Raw genomic sequence first — 13,392 nt, forward strand, 5'->3', positions numbered from 1 at the left:
GCCGGGGTTAGCCCTCGGCGGAACGAATCGCGCGATCCAAATCCTCTGGGCAGAGGTTGGCGCGCAAGAAATCCGCATCATGCGGTAACTGAAGATTGAGACGCGTGATGACGCCGAACTGCAGACGGCCATGATCGAGCTGGTAGTCCAGCACGTGGCCGCCGCCGCTGCGGTCATCGGTAACGAAGTGTTCGTGATAGCCGGCCACGCCGATGCCCTGCATGTAATCCGGCGAGCGGAAACCGACCAGCGTGCCGCGCCGCTGATGGAACGAGAAGGTCGGCTGCTCTTCTATCGCCTCCAGCATCGGGCGGTAGGGCCGCTCCTGGCGCGGCACGGTACGGGTTTCCACGTGGCTGAACTCGCCGTCGACCCGCACCGCGCAAAACAGGTTCGGCGAGGCGACCTGCTCGTCGATGCACTGGTGCAGCTGCGCCTTGGTGATTGGCCGGTCGAATTGCTGGCTGACGCTGGGCTGGAAAAAGGTGACGACGGCGAAGGGGGTTTTCTGTTGCAGGCCGGCCGGCCGGGCGCTGCCGTCGGCGCGCAGCTGGTGTATTTCCTGATCGAAGGCGATCAGTTCGCCGTCCAGGTGATTGAAGGTGCCAAGGCCGAAATCGCCGTGCTTGAGCAGCTCGGCAATGGTGGTCTCCCCCTCGTAAACCCCGTCGATGAGCGCGCTCATCAGCGAGATTTGATAGATTTCGCCCTCCCCGGCGTTGATCGACTGCCTGGCAAAACCCTGCGCCAAATGGCGCGCACAGGAACACCCGTGTTTTTCGTTCATGACTGACTCCTCCACCAGCGCGGGATCGCGGTTCCGCGCGTTCAAAAGGCCCACCGACGGTGAGCCAAGATGCCTCCCAAAGCGCGTTCATCAGTTGGAACGATTCAGCCTAAGGCGACAAAAAAACCGGCACGGCTGGCCGGCCGATAACCAGGTATCAGATCAGAATGAGATAAAGTAAAGGCTTACTAATCATTGAGACTGAACCGGTTATCAAATTGAACGGTTAATCTGGTGTTGGAGCGACAATCAACTCCGCAGGCGGCTCGCGCAGCCTGGGAAAAACATCTGCTATTTAGTGCTAAGCGCCGCGAGGTTTATACGTTTTCTCTCTATACGGCCGGGATAAGGCGGCGTTGAAGCCCGTCGTCAACCCGCAGCCAGAGTAGCCGCCTCGCCGTCGGCAGAGAAGCGGGTATTCATAAGAAACGCTTTTGCATATAATGCAAAAATGAATGACGCCCGCTATGTAGAACATCTGCCAATTTTTCTCGACGTGGCCCGCCTGGGCAGCTTTTCCGCCGCCGCGCGCCGGCTGGGCATGGTGCCCTCCTCGCTGGTGCGCCACATCGATGCCCTGGAAAGCGCGCTCGGCGCCGCGCTGTTCGTGCGCTCCACCCGCGGCCTGCTGCTGACCGACGCCGGCGAGCTGCTGCTGACGCGCGCCACCGCGCTGATGACGGACATTACCGGCCTTCGCGCCGAGCTGAGCGCGCTGAACGAAACGCCGCAGGGCACGCTGCGCATCAGCTGCCTGCCGACCTTCGGCAAAACCTATGTGCTGCCGCTGCTGCCGACGCTGGCGGAACGCTACCCGCAGCTGTCGGTCGACCTCGATCTGACCGAACGTCTGACCGATCCGACGCAGGAACGGCTCGACGCCGCCATCCGCATCGGCGAACAGAAGGACAGCGCGCTGTATGCCAGCCGCATCGCCACCCAACGCTGGGTGATGTGCGCCAGCCCCGCCTACGTCGCCCGCTATGGCCTGCCGGCCGATCTGGAGGCGCTGCCGCAGCATCGGCTGATCGCCCGCTACCACAAGCAGCAGCCGGCCTGCTGGGCGCAGATCCTCGACGCGGCGCTGATGAGCCGCTGCACCATGGCGCTGCGCTGCGACGACTTCACCGCGCAGCGCCAGGCCGCGCTGCTCGGGCTCGGCATCGCCTTTCTGCCCAACTGGGTGGTGGGGCCGGACGTGCAGCACGGGCAGCTGGTGCAAATGCTGGAAGATCCGCGCCATGAGCAGCAAGGCATCTATCTGCTGCGCCCGATGGCGAAGGTGTCCGCCCGGCTGGCGGCCTTCACCGCCCTGCTGCAGCAAACCATCGGTCAACCGCCCAGCTGGGGGTAAAGCGGCGTCACCCGGCCGTGCAAAGCCGGGTTGTCGCTCTCGTCCTTCAGCTCGATGCCGCTCAGCCGCCGCAGGAACGCCTGCTCCAGCAGCCAGGCCAGGCGGAACGCCGCCTGCGGATAATCCAACCCCTCGGGCCGCACGTTGGAGATACAGTTGCGCTCGGCGTCCGTTCTGCGCGCGTTCGGCCCCCAGGTCAAATAGACGCCCAGGCTGTCCGGCGACGACAGCCCCGGCCGTTCGCCGATCAGAACCGCCACCGCCCGGGCCTGCAGGCATTCGCCGATCTCATCCCCCAGCGCCACCCGCGCCTGATGCGCCAGCACCACCGGCGCGACGGTCAGCCCCAGCGAATCGAGATAGGGCCGCAGCGCCTGCAGCAGCGGCAGCGCCTGGCGGTGCACCGCCTTGGAGGAGAGGCCGTCCGCCACTATCAGCAGCAGATCGACGCGGCGCGATGGCGAACCGAGCAACAGGCTGCGGCTGTCCGACGCCAACCGCCGCCCCAGATCCGGTCGGCGCAGATAGGCGGCGCGATCGGCGGCCTGGCTGTGCACCGCCAGCGTGGGCCAACCGGCATCGTGCAGATCCGCCGCCAGCCGTTCGCTGTCGAAAGGTTGATGCACCGCGTCGCGCGCCTGGGCATGGGCCAGCCCGAAGCGCAGCAGCTCGTCGGTCGGCAGGCTGGCGCCGGTGCGCCCCAGCGCGATGCGCGCATCGGTAAAGGCGCGCAGCGCGTCCCAGCTGTTGGCGTGAACCGGTTTGCTCATGTGCGTTCTCCCTGCAGCGCCAGCAACAGCGGATGATTGGCGGCGGCGTCGCGCAGCCGTCCGCGTTCGTCGGTAATGTTCATCGCCGCCAGCCAAGCGGCGAACTCCGGCGCGTGCTTCAGCCCCAGCAGTTCGCGGATATAGAGCGCGTCATGGAACGATGTGCTTTGGTAGTTGAGCATGATGTCGTCCGCGCCCGGCACGCCGATCAGGAACGTTAACCCGGCGGCGGCCAACAGCGTCAGCAGCGTGTCCATGTCGTCCTGATCGGCTTCGGCATGGTTGGTGTAGCAGACGTCGCAGCCCAGCGGCAGGCCGAGCAGCTTGCCGCAGAAGTGGTCCTCCAGCCCGGCGCGGATAATTTGCTTGCCGTCATACAGGTATTCGGGGCCGATAAACCCTACCACGGTGTTGATCAGCAGCGGCGAGAAATGGCGCGCCACCGCATAGGCGCGCGCCTCGCAAGTTTGCTGATCGACGCCGTGATGGGCGTTGGCCGACAGGCAGCTGCCCTGCCCGGTTTCGAAATACATCACGTTGTCGCCCAGCGTGCCGCGCCTGAGGCTCAGCGCCGCCTGCTGCGCTTCCGCCAGCAGCGCCAAACTGATGCCGAAGCCGCGATTGGCCGCTTCGGTACCGGCGATCGACTGAAACACCAGATCCACCGGCGCGCCGCGCTCTATCAGCCGCAGCGTGTTGGTCACGTGGGTCAGCACGCAGGATTGGGTGGGAATGGCGAAGCGCTGGATCACGTCGTCCAGCATGTAGTTGAGCTTTTCCAGCAGCGGCAGGCTGTCGCTGGCCGGATTGATGCCGACCACCGCGTCGCCGCTGCCGTACAACAGGCCGTCCAGCATGCTGGCGGCGATGCCCTGCAGGCTGTCGGTCGGGTGATTGGGCTGCAGCCGCACGCTGAGGTGGCCCGGCAGGCCGATCGTATTGCGAAAGCGCGTCACCACCCGGCACTTCTTCGCCACCAGGATCAGATCCTGATTGCGCATGATCTTGCTCACCGCCGCCGCCATCTCCGGCGTGATGCCGGCCGCCACCTGCGCCAGCATGGCGCTGTCCGCCTGCTCGCTCAGCAGCCAATCGCGAAAATCACCGACCGTGAGGTGCGAGATGGGCTCAAAGGCGGCGGCATCGTGGCCGTCGATAATCAGGCGCGTCACCTCGTCCTCTTCGTACGGCACCAGCGCCTGCTGCAGGAACGCCTTGAGCGGCAAGTCCGCCAGCGCAATGCGCGCCGCCATACGCTCTTCGGCGCTTTGCGCCGCCACCTCTGCCAGATAATCGCCGGAACGCGCCGGCGAAGCCTTCGCCATCAGCTGACGCAGATCGCCAAAGCGATAGCCGCGTTGGCCCACCGTTGCCTGATACATAGCCCCCTCCCTTGCCCCGAGTGACGAGATAAAAGCCCTGCACCAAGTGTAGTCAGTGGGAAAAGAAAATTATTTTGCACGCGATCGCCGCCGTCGCGCTTTCCCCCATTTCACCCGCCGCCGCTTCGGGTTACAGTAGCCGCGAAAAAAGGAGGGGTGATGGATCCGCAACGGCAAATTATCGACTGGCTGCAACAAGATGACGCTCGCATGGCCGCCCTGCGCACCGTGCGCCGGCTCGGCCTGAATGACTGGTGCCTCGGCGCCGGCTTCGTACGCAATCTGGTGTGGGATCGGCGCCACGGCTACGTGGACGCCACGCCGCTCAACGATATCGACGTGATCCACTTCGATGCGCAGCGTGCGGACGCCGAGCGCGATCGCATGCTGGAGGCGCGGCTGCACCAATGGCTGCCGCAGCCGTGGTCGGTCAAGAATCAGGCGCGCATGCACCTGCGCGGCGGCCGGGCGCCTTACCGCGACAGCGAAGAGGCCATCAGCTTTTGGACCGAAGTGGAAACGGCGATCGGCGCGCGCCTGAACGCCGACGACAGCATCACGCTGGTGGCCCCCTTCGGGCTCGCGGCGCTGTTCGACGACACCATCACCTTCAACGTGAAAAACGGCGATCGCGCGGCCTATGCCCAGCGCGTGCTCGACAAAGGCTGGCTGCAGCGCTGGCCGCACCTGCGGCAGGTAAAGATTTAATCGCCGCTGCCGATACCCTGAACAGCGATAGCCAGACTCAGGGAGAGCACCCATGTCGACCACCATCACCATGATCGTACCGATCAAAAATACCGTTCCCGGCGTCAGCAACGTCTTCAGCGCGCCGGGCCATCAGGGCGAATTGCTGATGGCCAAACCGGTCAACAACCAGCCGGAAGGCGGCAAGGCGAAGAAAAGCGAAGGCGCCAGCGGCAATGACGAACCGGAAAATCTCAACGAAAGCCGCGCCTCGGCACGCATCAAGGCGCTGAACCGGCAGATTCAGGCTCTGCAGCAAAAGCTGGTGGAGCTGAAGGACTCCAGCGCCGATCCCAAAGAGATCGAGAAGCAAAAGCAGCTGATTGAAGCACAGATCAAGATGTTGCAGGCCGAGATCGCGCGCATCCAGAAAGAAGAAATGGAAAAGCAGCAACAGGAGCAAATGGAAAAAGCCGCGGCGCAATCCGGCGACGGCGTAAACCGCCCGACGCAGCTCAACGCGGTGGACGTCTATATCTGAATCAATATTCGGCGTTTTCCTGCCGGCGCTGGTGCAGCAGCGCCGCCTGCTGACGCGCCACCTGCCAGATGGCCTCCGCCGCTGGCGTCAGCGAGCGGTTCTTGCGCCGCACCAGCATCAACGCGCGATTGATCTCCGGCACCAGCCGCCGTACCCGGAGCCGCCCCCCTTCCGGCAGCGGCAGCGCCAACGCCGGGAAGATACTGATGCCAATCCCTTCCGCCACCATCGGGAACAGCGTAGCCGGATGACCGATTTCCTGCACCACCTGCGCCTCGACGCCCTGCTGCCTCAGCGCGCTGTCGATCAACGGCCGGCTGCCCGACGCGTAATCCTGCAACACCAGGCGGCAGCCGTTTAACGCCGACCAACGCACCTCTTGACGCGCAGCAAACGGGTGATCGTCGCGGCACAGCAGCAGGAACGGTTCATGCAGCACCGCTTCGCACTCCAAATCCACCGCCTGCACCGGATCGACCACGATGCCGAAATCCACCTCGGCATTGCGCACGCTGTGCAGCACCTGCTGCTGCGCCTGATCGCGCAGCATGATGCGGATCTCCGGGTATTGGCGCTCGCCGGCGGCGATGCACTGCGGCATCAGATGGGCGGAAATGGTCTGGCTGGTCGCCACCCGCACCGTGCCGCTGCGCTGTACGCCAAAGCTGCGCGCATCCAGCAACGCGGCCTGCAGTTCGTCCAGCAGCCGTTCGACCCGGTTGGCCAGCCGCAGGCCGGCGTCGGTCAACACCACTTCACGCGTGGTGCGATCCAGCAGGCGCACGCCGACCTCCGCCTCCAACTCTTTCACGCTGTGGCTGACCGCCGATTGCGTCAGGCCGATCGCCTCACCGGCGCGGCTGAAGCTGCCGTGGCGGGCGACAGCGACGAACACCCGCAGCTGTTTGAGTGAGTAATTCATGTGTTTTATTCATAGATGAATTAAATAAATCAATTTAATTATTATATACCCACGCGGGAGAATAGCCCCATCGATTTTCTACCCGAGCGCATCGCCATGAGATTCCTGCCCGATCGTTTTACCCTGACGCTGATCGCCACCGTGCTGCTGGCTTCTTTCCTGCCGGCGCGCGGCGAGTTCGTCGGCTGGCTCAACGCCCTGACCATCGCCGCCATCGCCCTGCTGTTCTTCATGCACGGCGCCAAGCTGTCGCGCGAGGCCATCCTGGCCGGCAGCAATAACTGGCGGCTGCATCTGTGGGTGATGTTCAGCACCTTCATCATTTTTCCGGCGCTGGGGATGCTGTTCGCCTGGTGGGCGCCGATCGACGTCAGCCCCGAGCTGTACGCCGGTTTCATCTACCTGTGCATCCTGCCCGCCACCGTGCAGTCGGCCATCGCCTTCACCTCGCTGGCGGGCGGTAACGTGGCGGCGGCGGTGTGCAGCGCCTCCGCCTCCAGCCTGCTGGGGATCTTCGTATCGCCGCTGTTGGTCGGCCTGCTGATGAACGTGCACGGCGATACCGGCAGCCTGCGGCAGGTGGGCTCGATCGTGCTGCAGCTGCTGGTGCCGTTCGTCGCCGGCCACCTGCTGCGGCCGCTGATCGGCGGCTGGATCGAGCGCCATCGCCCGCTGATCGGCAAAACCGACCAGACCTCGATTCTGCTGGTGGTGTACGCCGCCTTCAGCGAGGCGGTCACGCACGGCATCTGGCATCAGGTGGGGATCGGTTCGCTGGCGTTTATCGTCGGCGGCAGCATCGTGCTGCTGGCGATCGTGCTGGTGGTGAACACCTACATGGCGCGCTGGCTCGGGTTCAGCAAGGCGGACGAGATCACCATCGTGTTCTGCGGTTCGAAGAAAAGCCTGGCGAACGGCATTCCGATGGCCAATATCCTGTTCCCGGCGGCGACGGTGGGGATCATGGTGCTGCCGCTGATGGTGTTCCATCAGGTGCAGCTGATGACCTGTGCGGTGCTGGCGAAAAGGTATCAGCGCAAGCAGCGGGCACAGCAGGCGGTGCCCAACGCCAACGTGCAGGCATCGCGCGGGTAAAAAAAGACGGGCCGAGGCCCGTCAGTTCAGCTTTTTTTCAGCGGCTTGACCAAGTGGTCAAGCCCTTCGATTTTAATCGCCAACGTCATCTCCATCAGCATGCCGAGCTTGCCTTTGGGGAATTCGCCCTTGCGGGCGAACCACAGCAGGTACTCTTCGGGCAGGTCGATCAGCACCCGCCCCTGGTACTTGCCGAACGGCATCACGGTATTGGCGATCTCCAGCAGGTTTTCCTTTTCCATCAGTCACCCAGCAGGCGGATCATTTCCGCTTCGTCGATCACGGCGATACCCAGCTCCTGCGCCTTCGCCAGCTTGGAGCCGGCCGCTTCGCCGGCGATCACCAAATCGGTTTTCTTCGACACGCTGCCGCTGACCTTGGCGCCCAGCGCCGTCAGGCGATCTTTGGCCTCGTCGCGCGACAGCTGGCTCAGCGAGCCGGTCAGTACCACGGTTTTGCCGGCGAACGGGCTGTCTATCTCTTCCGCGACCACCACCACCGGCGCCGGCCAGTGGATGCCGATCTCGGCGCCCACCAGCTCGTCGATCACCTGCTGATTGAGCGCTTCATCGAGGAAATTGCGGGTGTGTTTGGCCACCACTTCGCCGACGTCCGGCACCTCTTTCAGCGCCTCGATATCGGCGGCGAACAGCTTCTCGAGCGATCCGAAATGCGCCGCCAGGTTGGCGGCGGTCGCCTCGCCGACCTCGCGAATGCCCAGCGCATACAGGAAGCGAGCGAAGGTGGTCTGTTTGGATTTCTCCAGCGCATTGACCAGGTTCTGCGCCGATTTCGGCCCCATGCGATCCAGGCCGGTCAGAATGCCGGCGGACAGACGGAACAGATCGGCCGGGTTCTTCACGTACTCTTTGTCCACCAGCTGCTCGATGATCTTGTCGCCCATGCCTTCAACGTCCAGCGCGCGGCGGGAAACGAAGTGCTTCAACGCCTCTTTGCGCTGCGCGCCGCAGATAAGACCGCCGGTGCAGCGCGCTACCGCCTCGCCTTCCACGCGCTCAACGTCGGAGCCGCACACCGGGCAGTGCAGCGGGAACACCACTTCGCGCGCATCCTGTGGCCGACGATCTTCCAGCACCCCCACCACCTGCGGGATGACGTCGCCGGCGCGGCGCACGATCACCGTATCGCCGATGCGCAGCCCCAGACGCTCAATTTCATCGGCGTTGTGCAAGGTGGCGTTGCTGACGGTCACCCCGGCTACCAGCACCGGCTCAAGGCGCGCCACCGGCGTAATCGCGCCGGTGCGGCCAACCTGAAACTCCACTTCGCGCACCACGGTGATCTGCTCCTGCGCCGGGAATTTGAACGCCGTCGCCCAGCGCGGCGCACGCGCCACGAAGCCCAGCGTTTCCTGCAGATCGATATCGTCAATCTTGATCACCACGCCGTCGATGTCGAAACCGAGCTGCGCGCGGTCCTGCTCGACCTGGCGATAAAACGCCAGCACTTCCTCGCTGCCGGTGCGGCGTTGGGCGCGATCGCTGACCGGCAGGCCCCAGGCCTTGAACTGCATCAGGCGCTCAAAGTGGCTGCGCGGCAGCTCGCCGCCTTCCAGCAGGCCGACGCCGTAGCAGAAGAAGGTCAGCGGGCGTTTGGCGGTAATGCGCGGATCGAGCTGGCGCAGCGAACCGGCGGCGGCGTTGCGCGGGTTGGCGAACACCTTGCCGTCTTTGCGCCTCGCCTCTTCGTTCATCTGTTCAAAACCGGCCTGCGGCATGAACACCTCGCCGCGCACTTCCAGCCGGCGCGGGATGTTGTCGCCGGTCAGGCGCAGCGGGATGGCGCGAATGGTGCGCACGTTGGTGGTGATGTTCTCGCCGGTGGTGCCGTCGCCGCGCGTCGCCGCGCGCACCAGCTCACCGTCTTCGTACAGCAGGCTGACCGCCAGGCCGTCCAGCTTCAGCTCGCAGCAGAAGGTCAGCGGATCGCTGCTTTTGAGCCTATCCTGCACGCGCTTGTAAAACGCCAGGAAGCTTTCTTCGTCGAACACGTTGTCCAGCGACAGCATCGGCACTTCGTGACGCACCTGGTCGAACGCCGCCAGCGGCGCGGCGCCCACACGCTGGGTCGGTGAATCGGCGGTGACCCACTCCGGATGCGCGCTCTCCAGTTCGCGCAGTTCGCGCATCAGGCGGTCATATTCCGCATCCGGCACTTCCGGCGCATCCAGCACATGATACTGGTATTCATGATGGCGCAGTGTGGCTCGTAGTTGATTGATTTGTTGGATTATCGATTCCATGGCTCACCATCAAAGATAAAAAACCCCCGGCTAGCGGGGGCTTTGTTGTTACGGATGTTCAGTGCGCGCGGCAACCCGGTCAGGCGTTGTTTTCCAACACTTCACGGATACGCGCTTTGTAGGTTTCCAGCTTCTGCGGCGTCATCATGCGGCGCTCGTCGTCCAGCACCACGCCGCCCACGTCGTCGGCGATGCGCTGTGCCGACTGCAGCATCAGCTTGAAGTTCTGATTGGCGTCGCCGTAAGACGGCACCATCATGAACATCGACACGCCCGGCGTGGAGAAATCGGACATCATGTCAGGATCGAACGACCCCGGCTTGACCATGTTCGCCAGGCTGAACAGCACCGGGCCGCTGCCGGCCGGGCTGATATGGCGGTGGAAGATGCCCATCTCGCCAAACTGGAAGCCCGCCTGCAACACGCTCTGCAGCAGCACTTCGCCGCCGATTACGCCGCCCTGATGGGCCGCGACGTGCAGCACCAGCACGGTCTCTTTCAGCTTGGCCTGAATGGGCGCAGCCGCCGGCTGTTGTGGCTGTGGCACAGGCTGCTGCGCCGGCTTCACTTCCGGCGCTTGCTGCACAGGGGCCGGCTCGGCGTGGAATGCCGGTTCCGCCCCCTGCGGCGCCTCATGTTCATGCGGCAGATCGTCGACGCGCGGCTCACGGCGCGCGGCCGGTTGCGGTTGCTGCGGCTCGGCCTGTTCTTCGTCCGGCGCGTAGTTGTTCAGCAGGATGTCATCATACTCCGGCCGCTGAGACAGCGGAGGCGGCGTCTGATGGGCAGCCGGCTGAACGGCGCGGGGCGCAGGCGCAGCCGCCGGAGCGGGCTTCGGCGCGGCCACGGGTTCTTCGCGTGCGGCATCGAAATGGCCAAATGACGGCTCGTCTTGCGGGTGAGCGGCGCGTACGCGCACCTCACCGACGCCTTCTTCGAGATCGTCGATCGGAGTTTGTTCACGTTCCTTTTGGGAACGTTTGGCTGGGCGATCGCGGAAGAGCGCTGACCGTTCTTTGCGACTGGTCCACAGACCGTGCAATAACAGCGCTATTATGGCGATCGCGCCAACAACGATTAATATCAGACGCAAATCCTGCATCATTGCTATCTCTGTTGTTCCAATACATTGCCACCGCGGCAAACATTCACTCTTTAACTCTATTTGCCCGCGCACACAAGTGCAAGTCCGTGCTGAACTTTATGCCAATAAAGATGATTATACTGCCTTTTTCTGCTGGTTTTTCAGCCAACCCTACCCTAGCCAGTGGAAAATCATCCCTATATGATAATGATGCCTGTTCAGACAACGAGATAACTTAAGATATGTCCTATACGCAGCCCCCTGCCCGCTCAACCAGCGGCATTCACTATTTCGCCGAAGGCTGGCGCCTGATTTCGCGCCCGGGGATTAAACGCTATGTGGTCCTGCCGTTGCTGGTCAACGTGCTGCTGATGGGCTCCGCTTTCTGGTGGCTGTTCAGCCGGCTCGGCGACTGGATCCCGGCGATGATGAGCCACGTTCCCGACTGGCTGCAATGGTTGAGCTACCTGCTGTGGCCGCTGGCGGTCATTTCGGTGCTGCTGGTGTTCAGCTATCTGTTCAGCACCATCACCAATCTGATTGCGGCGCCGTTCTGCGGCCTGCTGGCCGAGCAGCTCGAAGGCAGCCTGACCGGCAAACCGCTGCCGGACACCGGCCTGCTCGGCATCGCCAAAGATCTGCCACGCATCATGGCGCGCGAATGGCGCAAGCTGATGTATTACCTGCCGCGCGCGCTGCTGCTGCTGGCGTTGTACTTCGTGCCCGGCATCGGCCAGACGGTGGCGCCGGTGCTATGGTTCCTGTTCAGCGCCTGGATGCTGGCGATCCAGTATTGCGACTATCCGTTTGACAACCACAAGGTGAGCTTTGCCGACATGCGCCGCGCCTTACGCCAGCACAAAACCGACAACCTGCAGTTCGGCGCGCTGGTCAGCCTGTTCACCATGATCCCGATCCTCAACCTGGTGATCCTGCCGGTCGCCGTCTGCGGCGCCACCGCGATGTGGGTCGATCGCTACCGCTCGCAATTCGTCCGATAACCGCCGCTTTTTACCGCCGATAGCGCGGGAATTTTCGACAGGGCGCGCATTTCGCGCCCTTATCATTGTGCTTAAAACTTATTTCCTAATAACATATAGATATACCAATTCTTTACTTCCCTGCCGGTACTGTTAGCGTATGCTTTCGATGTTCCCCACATTTTCATAGAGTTAAAGGACGGGCTATGAGCAAGATATATGAAGACAACTCATTAACAATCGGCCATACGCCGCTGGTTCGTCTGAACCGTATCGGCAACGGACGCATTCTGGCCAAGGTTGAATCACGCAACCCGAGCTTCAGCGTCAAATGCCGCATCGGTGCCAATATGATTTGGGATGCGGAACAACGTGGCGTGCTGACCGCCGGTAAAGAGCTGGTGGAGCCGACCAGCGGCAACACCGGCATCGCGCTGGCCTTCGTCGCCGCCGCGCGCGGTTACAAGCTGACGCTGACCATGCCGGAAACCATGAGCATCGAGCGCCGCAAGCTGCTCAAGGCGCTCGGCGCCAATCTGGTGCTGACCGAAGGGGCGAAAGGCATGAAAGGCGCTATCGCCAAGGCCGAAGAGATCGTCGCCACCGATCCGAACCGTTACCTGATCCTGCAACAGTTCAGCAACCCGGCCAACCCGGCCATCCATGAAAAAACCACCGGCCCGGAAATCTGGGAAGACACCGACGGTGAAGTCGACGTGTTCATCTCCGGCGTCGGCACCGGCGGCACGCTGACCGGCGTCAGCCGCTACATCAAGAACACCAAAGGCAAGGCCATCACTACCGTGGCGGTCGAGCCGACCGACTCGCCGGTCATCAGCCAGGCGCTGGCCGGTGAAGAGCTGAAACCGGGCCCGCACAAGATCCAGGGCATCGGCGCCGGCTTCATTCCAGGCAACCTCGATCTGGACCTGGTGGATCGCGTCGAGAAGGTCTCCAACGACGAAGCCATCAGCATGGCGCGTCGCCTGATGGACGAAGAAGGCATCCTGGCGGGCATTTCCTCGGGCGCAGCGGTCGTGGCGGCGGTGAAACTGGCCGAAGAACCGGCGTTCGCCGACAAGACCATCGTGGTGATCCTGCCCTCTTCCGGCGAACGTTATCTGAGCACCGCGCTGTTTGCCGATCTGTTCACCGAGCAGGAATTGCAGCAGTAATTCCACCACTGCACAAATCGCTAAAAAAGCACCCTGCGGGGTGCTTTTTTGTGGACTGGATCAAACTTTATAGCAGTCCAAGATTGCTTTTGCCCGTCGGCTTTAGTATTTAACGGTGCATTATTTCGATGCGCAAAATTAATCACCCCCCGAGCCCGGTCAAGGCTGAATCGATTTACTCATCTGTCGCCGACGCGTCGAATCGGGCATAATGGGGAGCGGATTGGAACGACGTCTAAAGCCGAGTTTTTTGATCTGAAGTGCCTAACGCGTCGTTTTCTGTTGCATCAACGTTCGCCCCTGTCCATAGTCAGGCGCTATAACCAGACAAGCTAAAGTCAGGCCCCTGGGC

13 protein-coding genes are annotated in these 13,392 nt (G+C 62.9%); 6 read left to right on the forward strand and 7 right to left on the reverse strand.

Annotation, left to right across the window (positions count from 1 at the left end; translation table 11 throughout):
- Positions 1-7 precede the first annotated feature (7 nt).
- On the reverse strand, positions 8-787 hold the full coding sequence (gene budA / locus V8N38_RS18280; RefSeq protein WP_033643951.1) for an acetolactate decarboxylase: 780 nt from the start codon (positions 785-787) through the stop codon (positions 8-10).
- 451 nt (positions 788-1,238) lie between these two features.
- Here budA and V8N38_RS18285 point away from each other — a divergent pair, with 451 nt between their 5' ends.
- Complete coding sequence (locus V8N38_RS18285; protein ID WP_060439281.1) at positions 1,239-2,141, forward strand: LysR family transcriptional regulator; 903 nt, start codon at positions 1,239-1,241, stop codon at positions 2,139-2,141.
- Here V8N38_RS18285 and eutC read toward each other — a convergent pair.
- On the reverse strand, positions 2,120-2,911 hold the full coding sequence (gene eutC, locus V8N38_RS18290; RefSeq protein ID WP_084827315.1) for an ethanolamine ammonia-lyase subunit EutC: 792 nt from the start codon (positions 2,909-2,911) through the stop codon (positions 2,120-2,122). The two genes, V8N38_RS18285 and eutC, sit on opposite strands and share 22 nt — an antisense overlap.
- Positions 2,908-4,293 carry an ethanolamine ammonia-lyase subunit EutB gene (locus V8N38_RS18295; RefSeq protein ID WP_147840450.1) on the reverse strand — a complete coding sequence of 462 codons (1,386 nt, stop codon included), beginning with the start codon at positions 4,291-4,293 and terminating at the stop codon, positions 2,908-2,910. Before V8N38_RS18295 ends, eutC begins: the two co-directional genes overlap by 4 nt.
- A gap of 159 nt (positions 4,294-4,452) precedes the next feature.
- Here V8N38_RS18295 and V8N38_RS18300 point away from each other — a divergent pair, with 159 nt between their 5' ends.
- Positions 4,453-5,001 (forward strand): nucleotidyltransferase family protein, encoded by a 549-nt coding sequence (locus tag V8N38_RS18300; protein ID WP_147840451.1) that lies wholly within the window; start codon positions 4,453-4,455, stop codon positions 4,999-5,001.
- A gap of 52 nt (positions 5,002-5,053) precedes the next feature.
- On the forward strand, positions 5,054-5,521 hold the full coding sequence (locus V8N38_RS18305; RefSeq protein WP_147840452.1) for a FlxA-like family protein: 468 nt from the start codon (positions 5,054-5,056) through the stop codon (positions 5,519-5,521).
- Between the two features lies 1 nt (position 5,522).
- On the opposite strand, the gene V8N38_RS18310 is transcribed toward V8N38_RS18305, so the two are convergent.
- A complete protein-coding gene (locus V8N38_RS18310; RefSeq protein ID WP_060419848.1) occupies positions 5,523-6,443 on the reverse strand; it encodes a LysR family transcriptional regulator in 921 nt (306 codons plus the stop codon).
- 96 nt (positions 6,444-6,539) lie between these two features.
- On the opposite strand from V8N38_RS18310, the gene V8N38_RS18315 reads away from it, so the two are divergent.
- Positions 6,540-7,538 carry a bile acid:sodium symporter family protein gene (locus tag V8N38_RS18315; protein WP_147840453.1) on the forward strand — a complete coding sequence of 333 codons (999 nt, stop codon included), beginning with the start codon at positions 6,540-6,542 and terminating at the stop codon, positions 7,536-7,538.
- Positions 7,539-7,564: 26 nt separating this feature from the next.
- On the opposite strand, the gene V8N38_RS18320 is transcribed toward V8N38_RS18315, so the two are convergent.
- From V8N38_RS18320 to zipA, 3 genes are all read right to left on the reverse strand, one after another.
- A complete protein-coding gene (locus V8N38_RS18320) occupies positions 7,565-7,780 on the reverse strand; it encodes a DUF3820 family protein (protein WP_004936441.1) in 216 nt (71 codons plus the stop codon).
- Entirely contained in the window at positions 7,780-9,801 is a 2,022-nt protein-coding gene (gene ligA / locus V8N38_RS18325; protein ID WP_060419842.1) for an NAD-dependent DNA ligase LigA, read from the reverse strand. Before ligA ends, V8N38_RS18320 begins: the two co-directional genes overlap by 1 nt.
- Before the next feature lie 79 nt (positions 9,802-9,880).
- Positions 9,881-10,906, reverse strand: coding sequence for a cell division protein ZipA (gene zipA / locus V8N38_RS18330; RefSeq protein WP_147840454.1), 1,026 nt, complete (start codon positions 10,904-10,906; stop codon positions 9,881-9,883).
- Positions 10,907-11,127: 221 nt separating this feature from the next.
- Between zipA and cysZ the strand changes: the two genes are divergently transcribed.
- Both cysZ and cysK read left to right on the forward strand, forming a co-directional pair.
- A complete protein-coding gene (cysZ, locus tag V8N38_RS18335; protein WP_049198406.1) occupies positions 11,128-11,886 on the forward strand; it encodes a sulfate transporter CysZ in 759 nt (252 codons plus the stop codon).
- 185 nt (positions 11,887-12,071) lie between these two features.
- The gene (cysK, locus tag V8N38_RS18340; protein ID WP_038881303.1) at positions 12,072-13,040 is read left to right on the forward strand and encodes a cysteine synthase A; all 969 of its coding nucleotides are present in this window, start codon (positions 12,072-12,074) and stop codon (positions 13,038-13,040) included.
- The last annotated feature ends 352 nt before the right edge of the window (positions 13,041-13,392 follow it).

This window comes from Serratia nevei (assembly GCF_037948395.1).
GTDB lineage: Bacteria > Pseudomonadota > Gammaproteobacteria > Enterobacterales > Enterobacteriaceae > Serratia > Serratia nevei.